Below are 12770 nucleotides of genomic sequence, written 5' to 3' on the forward strand. Positions count from 1 at the left end.
CCAGTTACTGGCAAAGGCAGCGTTGCGACGGGCCTGTCAGGCATGACTTATTCTTGGATGAGGCCGGACGTGGCGTCCAACTAATAAAAGCGCGGGGGGCGGATAAGAAAAAGTGATTGAGGCGTTTGATACAGCATTGAACTTGCCCAGTGGGAGCGAATTCAATCGCGAAGAGGCATGTACATCCACTACTTCTTCTGCGTCTGAACCGCCGTATTCGCGAATAAATTCGCTCCCACTGGTGATCGGGGCGATCCCTGGAGCACGACATATGTCGCTATCAGCGCCAGTCCCGCTCCAGCCGATGCTTGCGACGGCCGCCCGTGGCCACCCAGTTGATCATCAGGAAGAAGCTCTCGATCAGGAAAGCGAGCAGCAAGGCGCAGATAATGCCCCAGGCGATGACGTCCGGTGCCAGCAGAACCTGCCAGGTATAACCGTTCCAGGTCTCGCTGCGGATATCGGCATCGGCGGCCACGGCAACATGAATCGCACGCGCATACCACGGCCCCTGCATCGCCAGCCATTCACGCTGCAGCACCTGAGTTCGGGTCAACAGAGTATTGATAGTATCGGCATCAGCACGAAAGACCGGGTCTTCGCTGTTGCGATAGTGCTGAATCAGCGCCTGCACATCACCCTTGAAGAACTGCTGCGCCGTGGCGTTGTAGCCTCTGACACTTTGCTGGGCCTCAAGCAGATGCGCCTCGACTCGCTTGCCGTAGTCGCTGATAAACCCCGGTATCTGAACCCCGAACAACAAGCCCGCCGTGAACAAGACCAATCGCAGATAACTTCGCAGCATTTAGATCCCTCTCAGACAAACCACAGCTATCAAATTGAAATACATTGCCCATGTGGGAGCGGAGCCTAAGTATTACCACTCGCCACACACTCACCGCGCCGCCACAGTGCCCATTGACCCGGCTCATAACGGTTCCAGTTTTCATTCTCGGTCAACGGCTCGGTAGCAATGACCGTGACTACATCATTTGGCGTGGTTTCGGCCTGAAAGTCGACGATAACGTCGACATCTTTCAAACGTGCCGGGCCAAACGGAGCACGGCGGGTGATATGTGCCAGTTTGGTACTGCAAAAGCAAAACAGCCAGTCACCGTCGCTGAGCAGGCCATTGAATACGCCCTTGCTGCGGTAGTGAGTGCAAGCGTCGACCAATGACGGCAACAGTTCTTCCACCTCTACCGGCTCAGGGAATGCTTCCCGCACGCGGTTAAGCAAATCACAGAAAGCCGCCTCACTGTCGGTATCGCCGACCGGGCGGTAGAACGTGGCGAGAGGATCGAAATCCGCCAACTGACCGTTATGGGCGAAACACCAGTTACGGCCCCAGAGTTCGCGCACAAAGGGATGGGTATTGGAAAGGCATACCCGGCCGACGTTGGCCTGACGGATATGACCGATCACCACTTCACTTTTGATGGGGTAACGCTGCACCAACTGAGCAATTTCCGATTCACTGCTGGCGGCCGGGTCTTGAAACAGACGCAAGCCGCGCCCCTCGTAGAACCCGATGCCCCAGCCATCACGGTGCGGACCGGTACGCCCGCCGCGCTGCATCAGACCGGTAAAGCTGAAAACGATGTCGGTCGGGACATTGGCGCTCATGCCCAGGAGTTCACACATGCTCGGATTCTCGCTTGCAAACATTCAGCAGCATGGCGACACAAGCGCCAGGGAAAGTACTAAAGGCGAGGCTCTACCCGCGAACGGCTGCTGGTGTTGACGGTGGGTGCCGCAGGTTTACGCGCATAGCGGTCGGTACCGGAAAAAGGCTCATCGTCCTCTTCGGTTTCAGTCGCGGCTTCTGGCTGGGCCGGTTTTTGTGGATGACGGGCTTTCCAGCTTTTCTCCAGTGGCCAGCGAATCAGCGCAAACACCACGTAGACCACCAGGGCGATCATGCCGTACATGGCTAGATCAGACAGCGCGTTCCAGACGTTACTGCCCACCTTGAACAACAGGTCTAGCGCAGTGATGGCGACAGCAGGCGCGTAAATTTCTTTAGTGGCGTCGATCATGGTCGGCGTAAACAGCAGCACACCAAGGATCACTACCAGCGGCTCGCGCAGGTAGCGCCACATCCAGCGGGTCATCAGAAAACCCACCAGCAGACAGCCCAGCGCTGCAAATGCGTAGAGGCCCCAGGCGATCGTATAGTCGTTCTCGGTCATGACGTCCGTGGTAAGGCAGGTAAAGAGGCGCTTATGATAACGGCTTTTCGCCAACCCGGCTTGTCCGGGTTGAGTATTAGTCCGGCGCAGCGGTTTTCATTTTCACCCGCCAGCGTTTGGCGCCTCCAAAAGAGAGCCCAGCATGACCTCATCGAATTCAGCTGCAAACGCCCCGATCGCCCGTCAGGCCGACGGCACAGACCCCTACGCGTGGCTGCAAAACCGCGACACCGACGAAGTCCTCGATTACCTGAAAGCGGAAAACGCCTGGCAACAGGCGCAACTGGCCGATCAGGAAGACCTGCGCGAAACGCTGTTTCAGGAGATCAAGGCGCGCATCCTCGAAACCGATCTGTCCCTGCCCTCTCCCTGGGGGCCATATCTGTATTACACCCGTACCACCGAAGGCGATGAATACGCGCGGCACTATCGCTGCCCGCGCCCGACCGATGACTCGCTGAGCATCGACGAAAGCCGTGAAGAAGTCTTGCTCGACCCCAACGCACTGGCGGGTGGCGGTTTCTTTTCACTGGGTGCATTCAGCATCAGCCCGGACCACCAGCGCCTTGCCTACAGCCTGGATACTACCGGGGAAGAGGTGTATCAGCTTTACGTCAAGGAGCTGAGCAGCGGCCAGGTCAGCAGCCTGCCGTTTGAAGATTGCGATGGCAGCATGACCTGGGCCAATGACAGCCAGACGTTGTTCTTCGGCGAGCTGGACGACACCCATCGGCCCCACAAGCTTTATCGCCACCGCCTGGGTGATGACTCGGCTGAGCTGGTCTTCAGCGAGCCGGACGGACGTTTTTTCCTGCACTGCTATCGCAGCAGCTCGGAAAAGCAACTGATCCTGGGACTCGACAGCAAGACCACCAGCGAAGCCTGGGTGCTGGATGCCGACCAGCCACAGGACGATTTTGTGTGCATGGCGCCACGCGTCGAAGGTCACGAATATTCCATCGATCACGGCCAGGTGGATGGCGTGTGGAGCTGGTTGATCCGCAGCAATCAGGACGGCATCAACTTTGCGCTCTATCAAGCGCTGCAGAAAACCAATGGTGTGCCGACGCGTGCGGACTGGCAGGTGCTAGTGCCGCACAGCGACAGCGTGATGCTCGAAGGTTTGAGCCTGAACGCCAAGGGCCTGACCTTGAGCCTGCGTGAAGGCGGCTTGCCGATCATCGAGGTGCGTCCGCAAGGCTTGCCTGCCTATCGGGTGCAATTACCGGACGCGGCCTACAGCCTTTACGTGCAAGACACACTAGAATTCGGCAGCGACAAAATCCGGCTGCGTTACCAGTCCTTGAATCGCCCTGCTCAGGTGCGTCAGTTGAACCTCGCCAGCGGTGAGCAAGTGGTTCTCAAGGAAACCCCGGTACTCGGCCCGTTCGACGCCGACGCTTATGTCAGTCAGCGCCTGTGGGCGACCGCCAGTGACGGTACGCAAGTGCCGATCAGCCTGGTGGTCAAACGTGAACTGGCCGGTCAGCCGACGCCGCTGTATCTGTACGGCTACGGGGCCTACGGCGAAAGCCTGGATCCGTGGTTTTCCCACGCGCGCCTGAGCCTGCTGGACCGTGGCGTGGCGTTTGCCATTGCGCATGTCCGTGGTGGCGGTGAGCTGGGTGAAGCCTGGTATCGCGATGGCAAACAGGAGAACAAGCAAAACACGTTTGACGACTTCATCAGTTGCGCTGAACACCTGATCGCCGAGAAACGCACCAGTGCCGATCAACTGGTGATCAGCGGCGGCAGCGCCGGTGGCTTGCTGATTGGCGCTGTGGTTAACAAACGCCCGGATCTGTTCAAGGCTGCGATCGCGGAAGTGCCCTTCGTCGACGTGCTCAATACCATGCTCGACCCTGATTTGCCGCTGACCGTCACCGAGTACGACGAGTGGGGCAACCCTCAAGAGCCGGAGGTCTACGCGCGGATCAAGGCGTATGCGCCTTATGAAAACGTCAGCGCCCAGGCCTACCCGGCGATGTTGGTGATCGCGGGCTATAACGACAGCCGGGTGCAGTATTGGGAAGCGGCCAAGTGGGTGGCGAAACTGCGTGCGCACAAGACTGACGATAACGTGCTGCTGCTCAAGACCGAGCTGGGCGCGGGCCACGGCGGTATGAGCGGGCGTTATCAGGGTTTGCGTGACGTAGCACTCGAATACGGATTTATCTTCAAGGTATTGCAGCTCGATCAATGAACTCGGTTTGAAATCCGTGTCTTAGTAGCAGCAGGGTCGGGCGTGAAAGCGTACGGCCTTGCTTAATTACCATCACCGTCGATTGGCCAAAACAAGACCCAACCATGGCAGAACAACCATCACACCTGAACAACGAAATCCGCGACATGCTCATGGACTGCGGGCTGTTTGACCCGCTGCTGCCTGCTGATTTTCAGACCGCTGCGGGTTACTTCAACATGGCTTCGATTGCCAAGGGCGAAGCCATCTTCAGCGAGGGCGATCCGGGCTCATTCATGAGCATCATCCATTTGGGCACGGTTTCTGTGCAGAAGCTCAACCCTGAAGGCCAGACAGTGGAAATCGCCGTATTGCGTCGCGGTCGGGCCTTTGGCGAGATGGCCGTGCTGGATGGCGAGCGGCGTTCAGCCAGTTGCATCGCCGCAACCGATTGCCAGTTGCTGAACCTGGGCCGTGACGCGCTGGAAAAAATGCTCGATGAAGCGCCACGTGTCGCAGCGAAAATTATCCGCGCACTCGCAACGTCCCTGTCCAAACGCCTGCGCATGGTTGACGGCCAGTTATTGGCGCAGCAGGTTTAGTTGTTTGTCTCAAGTAATTCGCAACGCCTGAGCAGAAACTGGCTTTAAATGTGGGAGCGAATTCATTCGCGAAAGCGGTGTGTCAGCCCAGAATTCTTTTCAGGAACGGCCCCTTCGCGAATGAATTCGCTCCCACGGGAATCGTGTTTGCAGACCAATATGGAATCCCCACCGGGATTGCGCCTGCAAGCCTACATAGCCTTCTCACAACTCGTGATTCACGGGTTTTCAATCGGCTATTTAGGCCGAGGCGGCATGGGTGTAGGTGCATTTTGGTCCTGCCCCGGCACGGGTTGCCCCTTGGGCGGCTGTGGCAGTTCGACTTTCGGCAACAACGGCCCGCTGCCCTGGGTCCCGTTTATGAGCGGCGGCCCCGACGGCACGACTTGCGGATACGGCGTCGGCGTCGCGGTGCCCGGCGAACCCGATGAGGGGATAGACGCTGCTGACTGATTATCTGCCTGCACGACATTTACCCAGAGCGCAGTCAGGAAAATCGCCGGTAGAATAGCGCGCTTCATCAATGGCCTCCTGTGCCAAACGATTGTTATGCGGCTCAGCCTACTCCTGGCCGATGACATGTGGTCAAAAATCTACCTCTGAATGAGTCTTCAATGAAACGTTTCGTTCTGCTCGACACCACTGCCATTCCCGATAACGGCGGTGCTTTGTGCCTGTTCGAATACGGTGAAGACTTCGTCATCAAGATTCAGGGCGGCGATGGCGGCCAACTGATGAACACCCGCATGCACGGCTCAGAAGACGCGCTGGCGGAGATCCCCTGCAAAAAGGTGGCCTCACGCGTGCAACCCCGCGTACTGATCGGGGGGTTGGGCATGGGCTTTACGCTGGCCTCGGCACTCAAGCATCTGGGCAAGAATGGTGAAGTGGTTGTCGCTGAACTGGTGCCGGGTGTGGTCGAGTGGAATCGCGGACCGCTGGGGGAAAAATCCGGCAATCCGCTGTTGGACCCTCGCGCCAAAGTGATCGTGCAGGATGTCGCCCTGGTGCTCAAAAGCGAGCCAAACGGCTTCGACGCGATCATGCTCGACGTGGACAATGGCCCGGAAGGCCTGACGCAGAAATCCAACAGTTGGCTGTACTCTTCGGGCGGGCTGGCAGCGTGTGCACAGGCATTACGGCCTAAAGGCATACTGGCGGTCTGGTCAGCGAGTGCGGATCAGAAGTTTTCCGACAAGCTGCGCAAGGCCGGTTTCAAGGCAGAAGAGGTGCAGGTTTTCGCCCACGGCAACAAGGGCACACGGCATACCATCTGGATCGCCGAAAAACTCAAGGGCTGAAGCCCTTGCGACGCGCTAGACTTGGCGCATTATTGTTTCAACGACCGAATCCGACACAGGTGACCCCATGAGCACGGCCAACCCACCCTCCCACACCGCCAAGCTGGATCGCATCCTGGCCGACGCCCAGCGTGACCGCGAAATGGGTTATCGCGACAAGGCGCTGCGCATGTATCCCCACGTCTGCGGCCGTTGTGCACGCGAGTTTGCCGGCAAGCGCCTGAGCGAACTGACCGTTCACCACCGCGACCACAACCACGACAACAATCCTCAGGATGGCTCGAACTGGGAATTGCTCTGCCTGTACTGCCACGACAACGAACACTCGCGCTATACCGACCAGCAGTACTTCTCGGAAACCTCCACCAGCAGCCCGAAAACAGCCAAGGCGACCCACAATCCGTTTGCGGCTTTGGCGGGGCTCATGAAGAAAGACGAGTAACAGCGCCAGGCTCTGCTGTGAACGCTATCTGTGGGACCGAATTCATTCGGGAAAGCGGTATTTCAGGCGATACAAACGCGGCGAATGTACCGCCCCTTCGCGAATGAATTCGCTCCCACAAGGATTCTGCGCAAGCCAGCCGGCATAGAGTCTTCCACAGGACCGTGTTTCAAATTGAGATCTCGGTCATCAAAAAGCCTCTGTGTCCGCGCACAACAAGAAAGCCCGTATAATCGCCCGCTTTTCCCAGCGAGCACTTTCCCCGTGGCAAACAAACGCTATGCCTGCATCGGCCTGTTCAATCCCAAGTCTCCGGAAAACGTAGGCTCCGTGATGCGTGCGGCGGGTTGCTATGGCGTCGCGTCGGTGTTCTACACCGGCAAGCGCTACGAGCGCGCCCGGGACTTCATTACCGACACCAAGAAGATCCATCAGGACATCCCGCTGATCGGCATCGAAGACCTGAAAAGCATCCTGCCGCTGGGCTGCATTCCAGTCGCCGTCGAACTGGTGGACGGGGCCCGCGCCCTGCCTGAATACACGCACCCGGATCGCGCGCTGTACATTTTCGGCCCTGAAGATGGCTCGCTGGACAAAGAGATTCGTGACTGGTGCGAGGACGTGGTGTACATCCCGACCCAAGGCTGCATGAACCTCGCTGCAACCGTAAACGTCGTGCTGTACGACCGCATGGCCAAAGGCATCAACACCCGCTCGGGTCCGCAATTCGGTCGCGAACAAGCTGATTCGTAAACACTCGGCAGAAATGGATTGAACAGTTTCGGATGGCAATAGTCAGTTCTTACTGAACCGAAATCATCTCATCACGGAGCACGATCATGAGCGATACCCCGATCATTGAGCGCATCGACAACGCAGTCCAGGGCCAACCGCAACAGAACGTTCAAGGCTGGGAGCGCGTCGGCTCACTGGCAGGAGGCGTCCTGATGATGGGTAAAGGCTTGCGCCGTGGCGGTTTCTTCGGCCTGATTCAGCTGGCCATCGGTGGCGCAGTATTGGCCCGCGGTATCACCGGGCATTGCTCGGCCAAGAGCCTCGTCGAGAAAAGCCGCAGCGACCTGGACATCGCCAAATCACGTATCAAGCGTGCCGGCGATGAATTGAGCCTGTTGAAGACCAAGGCTGAAGTAGCCACAGAAGATGCGCTGACCGAAGGCCTGGAAGCGCTGACCAAGCCTAAAAACGGCTTGTAGGATTTTGCATGACCTGTGGGAGCGAATTCATTCGCGAAGGGGCCAATATGTCTGGCCCATTTTCAGCGGCTGAAATACCGCCTTCGCGAATGAATTCGCTCCCACGAATATCTAACCGAAGCACGCATTACCCCGCCCGAAAGATCAGGTAATCCTCCCAATCGTCCTCAGGCACGCTGTTCTCGCTGACCATACGGCCAGACTGGGAAATACGCTCCTGATGCACTGCATCCCGATCACCGCACACAAGGTGATGCCAGAGCGGCAAGTCCTTGCCTTCACTGACCAAACGATAACCACAGGTTGGCGGTAGCCATTTGAATTCATCAGCCTGCCCCGGCGTGAGCTGGATGCAGTCAGGCACCGAGGCGCGACGATTCGGGTAGTCCGTGCACTGACAGGTCTTCAGGTCCAGTAACTTGCAGGCGATACGCGTGTAATAGACGCTGTTGTCGTCCTCGTCCTCAAGCTTCTGCAGACAGCACAGGCCACAGCCGTCACACAGCGACTCCCACTCGGTATTGTCCAGTTGGGCGAGGGTCTTGCGGATCCAGAAAGGTTCGACTTTAGCGGCCATGGGTTCGGGCTATCAGCATCAGGTAGGAAAAAAGGCGGCCAGTCTAGTGCGACAAGGCCTGTGGGCCAAGTGTGGTCGACTGTCGGTACGCAATACTTGTCATCTGACGGACGGCGCAGTAGCTTTAGTCCGCTGCTTTTACAACATTCGCTATACAACATCCGCGATGCCTGCCGTCAACGGCCCACCGCTTGAGCGTTACTCCATCCTTGCCTTTCAGGATTCTCATGAGCACAAACCCTCGCGTCGCCGATTACCCTATCGACCCACAATTCACCGAGCGCTGGTCGCCTCGCGCCTTCAGCGGCGAAAGCATCCCAGAGGAAACCCTGCTGAGCGTTTTCGAAGCCGCTCGCTGGGCACCTTCGGCCTATAACTCGCAGCCCTGGCGTTTTCTGTATGCACGTCGGGACACGCCAAACTGGGAGCGTTACCTGGGCCTGCTGAACGAGTTCAACCGTAACTGGGCGCAGCATGCGGCAGCGCTGGTTATCGTGATTTCCAAGACGACGTTCACAGCCCCTGGCGCGACTGAAGAAAGCCCGGCGCTGTGGCATACCTTTGACACCGGTTCTGCCTGGGGTTACCTGGCGCTGCAAGCCAGCCTGAGCGGCTGGCACACCCACGGCATGGCCGGTTTCGATCAGGAGCTGACCCGTAAAGAGTTGAACGTTCCGGAAGGCTACGCACTGCACGCAGCGGTAGCGATCGGCAAGCTGGGCGACAAATCGACCTTGCCTGAGTACCTGCAAGGCCGCGAAGTCCCAAGCCCACGTCAGACCGTGGCGCAGCTGGCGGCTGAAGGTGATTTCAGCCTGTAAGCCGAGGTGAATCTGATGATTACCTGTGGGAGCGAATTCATTCGCGAATAGGTCAGTACAGTCGAAAAATCATGCCGTCTGTAATGCCCCCTTCGCGAATGAATCCGGTCCCACAAGTCTCGTAGCGGGCTGAAACTTCAATACCCCCGCGAAAAATCCACTTCCCCGCGCAATTGATCACCCGCCTCGTACGCCTTCAGGTTTTCCAGAAACAAACCGACCATTGCCACTGGCGACGTCGGCGCGGAACTGTGCCCTGTCAGCAACAAGCCCCAGGCGGTCCAGAATGGATGGCGTTGCGGCAGAGGCTCCTGGCGGCATACGTCAATCACGGCACCAGCCAGATGGCCTTCTTTCAGGGCTTCCACCAGATCGGCATCAACCACGGCCACGCCGCGTCCCACGTTCATGAACAAACCCGTAGGCTTGAATTTGGCGAACAGTTTCGCGTCGTACAGATCGTGGGTTTGCGGCGTGTTCGGCAGCAGGTTAATGACGTAATCAACCTCCCCTACCAGCCGATCCAGATCTTCCATGGCGCCAACTTCAACAAAAGGCGCTTGAGTACGAGCGCTTGAAGCGATGCCGTAGACCTGCACACCAAATGGCACGAGAAACTGCGCGACGCTCAGGCCGATATCACCCGCCCCCACGATCAACGCCTTGCGGCCTGCGAGGCTGTGGCCCGTGCGGTTGTCCCATTTGCGCTCGACCTGGCTGACCAGGCGGGCCAGGACTTCGCGTTCATGCCCCAACATATAGGTCAGAACGAACTCGGCCATCACCTGACCAAAAATGCCCACGGCACGGGTCAGACGGTAATCTCGGGTAAGGCCCTCAACCAGCAGCGGCGTAACGCCAGCCCAGGTTGATTGCATCCATGCGGGTTTGTGTCCCTGACGTAACAGGTTGGCCAGCAAGTCCGGCTGACCGAGCCAGACCGGGCAATCAGTGGCAAACCTGGACAGCTCGGCAGAGTCGCCAGTACTGAGGATTTCCAGCTCAGGCGCAGCCTTGCGCAACAACTGGGTATAGACAGGGTAATCGTGTTCGGCGATCAGAACGCGCATGGTTTCAAAACCTTAAAAACAATACATGCGACCGATGACCGGTAATACGCACATCATCGTGCGCACTGACCAGTACCAGTCTTTATAACGTCGGCTAACGGTTGTTCGCTCAGGCTCAGACCGGGTCGTTGCGACGCAACAACTCTTCGGGCAAGTGCTCGATGTACTCATCTTCTGCTGGCGGCATCTGCAGGTGGTAACCCTGGGTGTCGAGGTTTTCCAATACCTTGTTGATGTCCTCGCGAGACAAGGTGCGCTCAGGGCTCAGGACCAGATCAAACGCGTGAAACGGCTTGCCGAAAGCAACCATCAATTCCGGCGGTACGCGCTTGAGTTCATCACTCTTGAGCACGTAGAGGTACATCTCATTTCTCTTGCTGCTGCGGTAAATCGAGCAAATACGCTTCACTGCTGTTCTCCTGCGTTGGCCAGGCTGTCGAGCAGCGCTTGGCCCATCAATTCGCGGCGCCAGCCACGCAGCGAATCGGGCAATTGATAGGGGCCATCGGGAAAGCCGCTTTTGAGCAAGGCTTCGAGGGTCTTTTTGCGCAACATCAACTCTGGGGCCATATCCAGTTGTTCGGCATAGCGCTGGCCGACGGCACGAAGTGTCTTGATCACGGCCGCAGCCTCGATCGGCAAAGGCTCCGGCAACGCTGGCGGCCATTGATCTGGCGGCACGCTGGCCGATTTTTTAATCAGATCAAGAATGAATTCGCCATCCTGACGCACTGTCTTGGGGTGCATGTCGTCGATCTTCGCCAGCGCGGCCAGACTGTCGGGCTGCGTTCTGGCCAGCGGCCATAGCGAATGTTCGCGCACGATACGATTACGCGGCACATTACGGGCACGGGCTTCACGTTCACGCCAGGCACACAGTTCACGCAACACTGCCAACTGCGCGCGGGACAGCTTCCAGGCCAGCTTGGCGTCGCGATACACCTCGTACGGGTCAACGTCGCGACGCAGATTGGCAACCAGCTCCGCCCCGTCCTCCAGCAGCCAGACGTATTTTTCATCTGACAGGCGCGGACGCAAAATGCCGTACAGCTCGGCCAGATGCACCGCGTCTTCGGCGGCATAGCTGATCTGGGTCTCGGACAGCGGGCGTTGCAACCAGTCTGAACGGGTTTCGCCCTTGGGCAGATCGATGTTCAGTACGTCCTGAACCAGTCTCGAATAGCCCATCGAGAAGCCAAGGTTCAGGTAAGCCGCTGCCAGTTGGGTATCAAACAGCGGCGCTGGCAGACTGCCCGTCAGACGCAGCAGGACTTCCAGATCTTCGCTGCAGGCGTGAACCACTTTGATGACGCCGGGGTTTTCCAGCAGTGCCGACAACGGCCGCCAGTCATTGATCAACAGAGGGTCAATCAGCCAGGCGCTGGTACCGTCACCGATCTGCAGCAAGGCCGCGATAGGGTAAAAAGTGTCGACCCGCATGAACTCGGTGTCGAGGGCAACAAAGGGCAATGACTGCCACTGTGCGCAATGCAGGGCGAGGCTGTCGTCGTCGCGAATCCAGTGAATATCGATGGCCACACGGCTCTCCCTTGAAGAATGGCGCGCAGTATATATCGCCGTCAGCAATTACCGCGCATCTGTCCTACAAGTGTTGAACATCTTCATCTTGGATTTGCGGCTAATAAGGGCAAAAACCGACCGTTCATCGGGCCAGCGCGCCGACCTTCAGAACGCTAACTGCCCTTGCTCGTCGATTTGTAGCTTTACGCGCTCCAGACGCAACAGGAATTCCTTGCGATGCTTGCCACCACCATAACCGGTGAGTGAGCCGTCCGCGCCGATCACCCGATGGCACGGCAGAACGATGGACATGCGGTTACTGCCATTAGCCAGCCCTACAGCGCGACTGCCTCCCGGCTTACCCAGCAACAGCGCGATTTCGCCATAGGTGCAGGTGGTGCCGTAAGGGACCTGACGTAACGCTTCCCACACCTGATTCTGAAAAATACTGCCTGGCGTGTGCAGCGGTACTTCAAAGCGGGTCAACGCGCCTTCGAAGTAGCGTTTCAGTTCGTCTGCGACCTGCAGCAGATGGGGCGTATCACCTGCGCCAACCAGGTAACCATAACGGCTGCGCAGCTCTTCGATTTCGCGCATCAGGATCGGTCGATCAAGGAATTCGAGCATTACCAGCCCGCGCTTCTCCGCCATGGCCAGCATAGGGCCCAGAGGCGTTGGCAAGATTTTGAAATACAGCGGCTCGCCGGTGGAGGGTTTGGCCGGTTTGGTTTGGAGGAGATTTTTCAGGGCGGCGTTGAAGGCGAAGATCTGTTCAGTTCCTGCCTTGTCGATTCCTTCCAATACATCTCTCCTGTGCCTTGCCAGTTATCAGTGGAAAAACTGCCAAC

General features: G+C 57.9%; 15 protein-coding genes and 1 pseudogene. 7 read left to right on the forward strand and 9 right to left on the reverse strand.

Translation table 11 applies throughout. The features are described from left to right. Window positions 1-280: 280 nt before the first annotated feature. From EE949_RS15155 to EE949_RS15165, 3 genes are all read right to left on the reverse strand, one after another. Window positions 281-805 (reverse strand): DUF2937 family protein, encoded by a 525-nt coding sequence (locus EE949_RS15155; protein WP_122665028.1) that lies wholly within the window; start codon window positions 803-805, stop codon window positions 281-283. Between the two features lie 65 nt (window positions 806-870). After that, window positions 871-1644 (reverse strand): class II glutamine amidotransferase, encoded by a 774-nt coding sequence (locus tag EE949_RS15160; protein WP_122665542.1) that lies wholly within the window; start codon window positions 1642-1644, stop codon window positions 871-873. 59 nt (window positions 1645-1703) lie between these two features. Next, complete coding sequence (locus tag EE949_RS15165) at window positions 1704-2192, reverse strand: MFS transporter (protein WP_122665029.1); 489 nt, start codon at window positions 2190-2192, stop codon at window positions 1704-1706. A gap of 142 nt (window positions 2193-2334) precedes the next feature. Between EE949_RS15165 and EE949_RS15170 the strand changes: the two genes are divergently transcribed. Together EE949_RS15170 and EE949_RS15175 are read left to right on the forward strand one after the other, a co-directional pair. Then, a complete protein-coding gene (locus EE949_RS15170; RefSeq protein WP_122665030.1) occupies window positions 2335-4395 on the forward strand; it encodes a S9 family peptidase in 2061 nt (686 codons plus the stop codon). 104 nt (window positions 4396-4499) lie between these two features. After that, complete coding sequence (locus EE949_RS15175) at window positions 4500-4976, forward strand: cyclic nucleotide-binding domain-containing protein (RefSeq protein ID WP_122665031.1); 477 nt, start codon at window positions 4500-4502, stop codon at window positions 4974-4976. 236 nt (window positions 4977-5212) lie between these two features. Here EE949_RS15175 and EE949_RS15180 read toward each other — a convergent pair whose 3' ends face one another. Further along, a complete protein-coding gene (locus EE949_RS15180) occupies window positions 5213-5497 on the reverse strand; it encodes a hypothetical protein (protein WP_122665032.1) in 285 nt (94 codons plus the stop codon). Window positions 5498-5590: 93 nt separating this feature from the next. Between EE949_RS15180 and EE949_RS15185 the strand changes: the two genes are divergently transcribed. From EE949_RS15185 to EE949_RS15200, 4 genes are all read left to right on the forward strand, one after another. Beyond that, a complete protein-coding gene (locus tag EE949_RS15185) occupies window positions 5591-6277 on the forward strand; it encodes a spermidine synthase (RefSeq protein ID WP_122665033.1) in 687 nt (228 codons plus the stop codon). A 67-nt stretch (window positions 6278-6344) separates the two neighbouring features. Further along, window positions 6345-6719, forward strand: a complete 375-nt coding sequence (locus EE949_RS15190) for a YajD family HNH nuclease (RefSeq protein WP_122665034.1) — start codon at window positions 6345-6347, stop codon at window positions 6717-6719. A 264-nt stretch (window positions 6720-6983) separates the two neighbouring features. Then, the gene (locus tag EE949_RS15195; RefSeq protein ID WP_122665035.1) at window positions 6984-7472 is read left to right on the forward strand and encodes an RNA methyltransferase; all 489 of its coding nucleotides are present in this window, start codon (window positions 6984-6986) and stop codon (window positions 7470-7472) included. 86 nt (window positions 7473-7558) lie between these two features. Further along, a complete protein-coding gene (locus EE949_RS15200; RefSeq protein WP_122665036.1) occupies window positions 7559-7933 on the forward strand; it encodes a YgaP family membrane protein in 375 nt (124 codons plus the stop codon). A 127-nt stretch (window positions 7934-8060) separates the two neighbouring features. Here the strand turns inward: EE949_RS15200 and EE949_RS15205 are convergent, their stop codons facing one another. Then, window positions 8061-8510, reverse strand: a complete 450-nt coding sequence (locus EE949_RS15205) for a YcgN family cysteine cluster protein (protein ID WP_122665037.1) — start codon at window positions 8508-8510, stop codon at window positions 8061-8063. Window positions 8511-8737: 227 nt separating this feature from the next. Here EE949_RS15205 and EE949_RS15210 point away from each other — a divergent pair, with 227 nt between their 5' ends. Beyond that, a complete protein-coding gene (locus tag EE949_RS15210; RefSeq protein ID WP_122665038.1) occupies window positions 8738-9331 on the forward strand; it encodes a nitroreductase family protein in 594 nt (197 codons plus the stop codon). Between the two features lie 137 nt (window positions 9332-9468). Here EE949_RS15210 and EE949_RS15215 read toward each other — a convergent pair whose 3' ends face one another. The 4 genes and pseudogenes from EE949_RS15215 to EE949_RS15230 form a co-directional block, all read right to left on the reverse strand. Beyond that, window positions 9469-10401, reverse strand: a complete 933-nt coding sequence (locus EE949_RS15215; protein WP_122665039.1) for a D-2-hydroxyacid dehydrogenase — start codon at window positions 10399-10401, stop codon at window positions 9469-9471. Between the two features lie 115 nt (window positions 10402-10516). Beyond that, window positions 10517-10810 (reverse strand): YcgL domain-containing protein, encoded by a 294-nt coding sequence (locus EE949_RS15220; protein WP_122665040.1) that lies wholly within the window; start codon window positions 10808-10810, stop codon window positions 10517-10519. Further along, window positions 10807-11940, reverse strand: coding sequence for a ribonuclease D (rnd, locus tag EE949_RS15225; RefSeq protein WP_122665041.1), 1134 nt, complete (start codon window positions 11938-11940; stop codon window positions 10807-10809). Before rnd ends, EE949_RS15220 begins: the two co-directional genes overlap by 4 nt. Window positions 11941-12087: 147 nt before the next feature. Beyond that, a pseudogene (locus EE949_RS15230) lies at window positions 12088-12705 on the reverse strand (methylated-DNA--[protein]-cysteine S-methyltransferase); the annotation flags it as partial. Between the last annotated feature and the right edge of the window lie 65 nt (window positions 12706-12770).

This window comes from Pseudomonas viridiflava (assembly GCF_900602065.1).
Taxonomy (GTDB): domain Bacteria; phylum Pseudomonadota; class Gammaproteobacteria; order Pseudomonadales; family Pseudomonadaceae; genus Aquipseudomonas.

Coding starts and splice junctions, on each gene's coding strand:
- EE949_RS15155 (WP_122665028.1), bottom strand. CDS start 805: ATGCTGCGAAGTTATCTGCGATTGGTCTTGTTCACGGCGGGCTTGTTG.
- EE949_RS15160 (WP_122665542.1), bottom strand. CDS start 1,644: ATGTGTGAACTCCTGGGCATGAGCGCCAATGTCCCGACCGACATCGTT.
- EE949_RS15165 (WP_122665029.1), bottom strand. CDS start 2,192: ATGACCGAGAACGACTATACGATCGCCTGGGGCCTCTACGCATTTGCA.
- EE949_RS15170 (WP_122665030.1), top strand. CDS start 2,335: ATGACCTCATCGAATTCAGCTGCAAACGCCCCGATCGCCCGTCAGGCC.
- EE949_RS15175 (WP_122665031.1), top strand. CDS start 4,500: ATGGCAGAACAACCATCACACCTGAACAACGAAATCCGCGACATGCTC.
- EE949_RS15180 (WP_122665032.1), bottom strand. CDS start 5,497: ATGAAGCGCGCTATTCTACCGGCGATTTTCCTGACTGCGCTCTGGGTA.
- EE949_RS15185 (WP_122665033.1), top strand. CDS start 5,591: ATGAAACGTTTCGTTCTGCTCGACACCACTGCCATTCCCGATAACGGC.
- EE949_RS15190 (WP_122665034.1), top strand. CDS start 6,345: ATGAGCACGGCCAACCCACCCTCCCACACCGCCAAGCTGGATCGCATC.
- EE949_RS15200 (WP_122665036.1), top strand. CDS start 7,559: ATGAGCGATACCCCGATCATTGAGCGCATCGACAACGCAGTCCAGGGC.
- EE949_RS15205 (WP_122665037.1), bottom strand. CDS start 8,510: ATGGCCGCTAAAGTCGAACCTTTCTGGATCCGCAAGACCCTCGCCCAA.
- EE949_RS15210 (WP_122665038.1), top strand. CDS start 8,738: ATGAGCACAAACCCTCGCGTCGCCGATTACCCTATCGACCCACAATTC.
- EE949_RS15215 (WP_122665039.1), bottom strand. CDS start 10,401: ATGCGCGTTCTGATCGCCGAACACGATTACCCTGTCTATACCCAGTTG.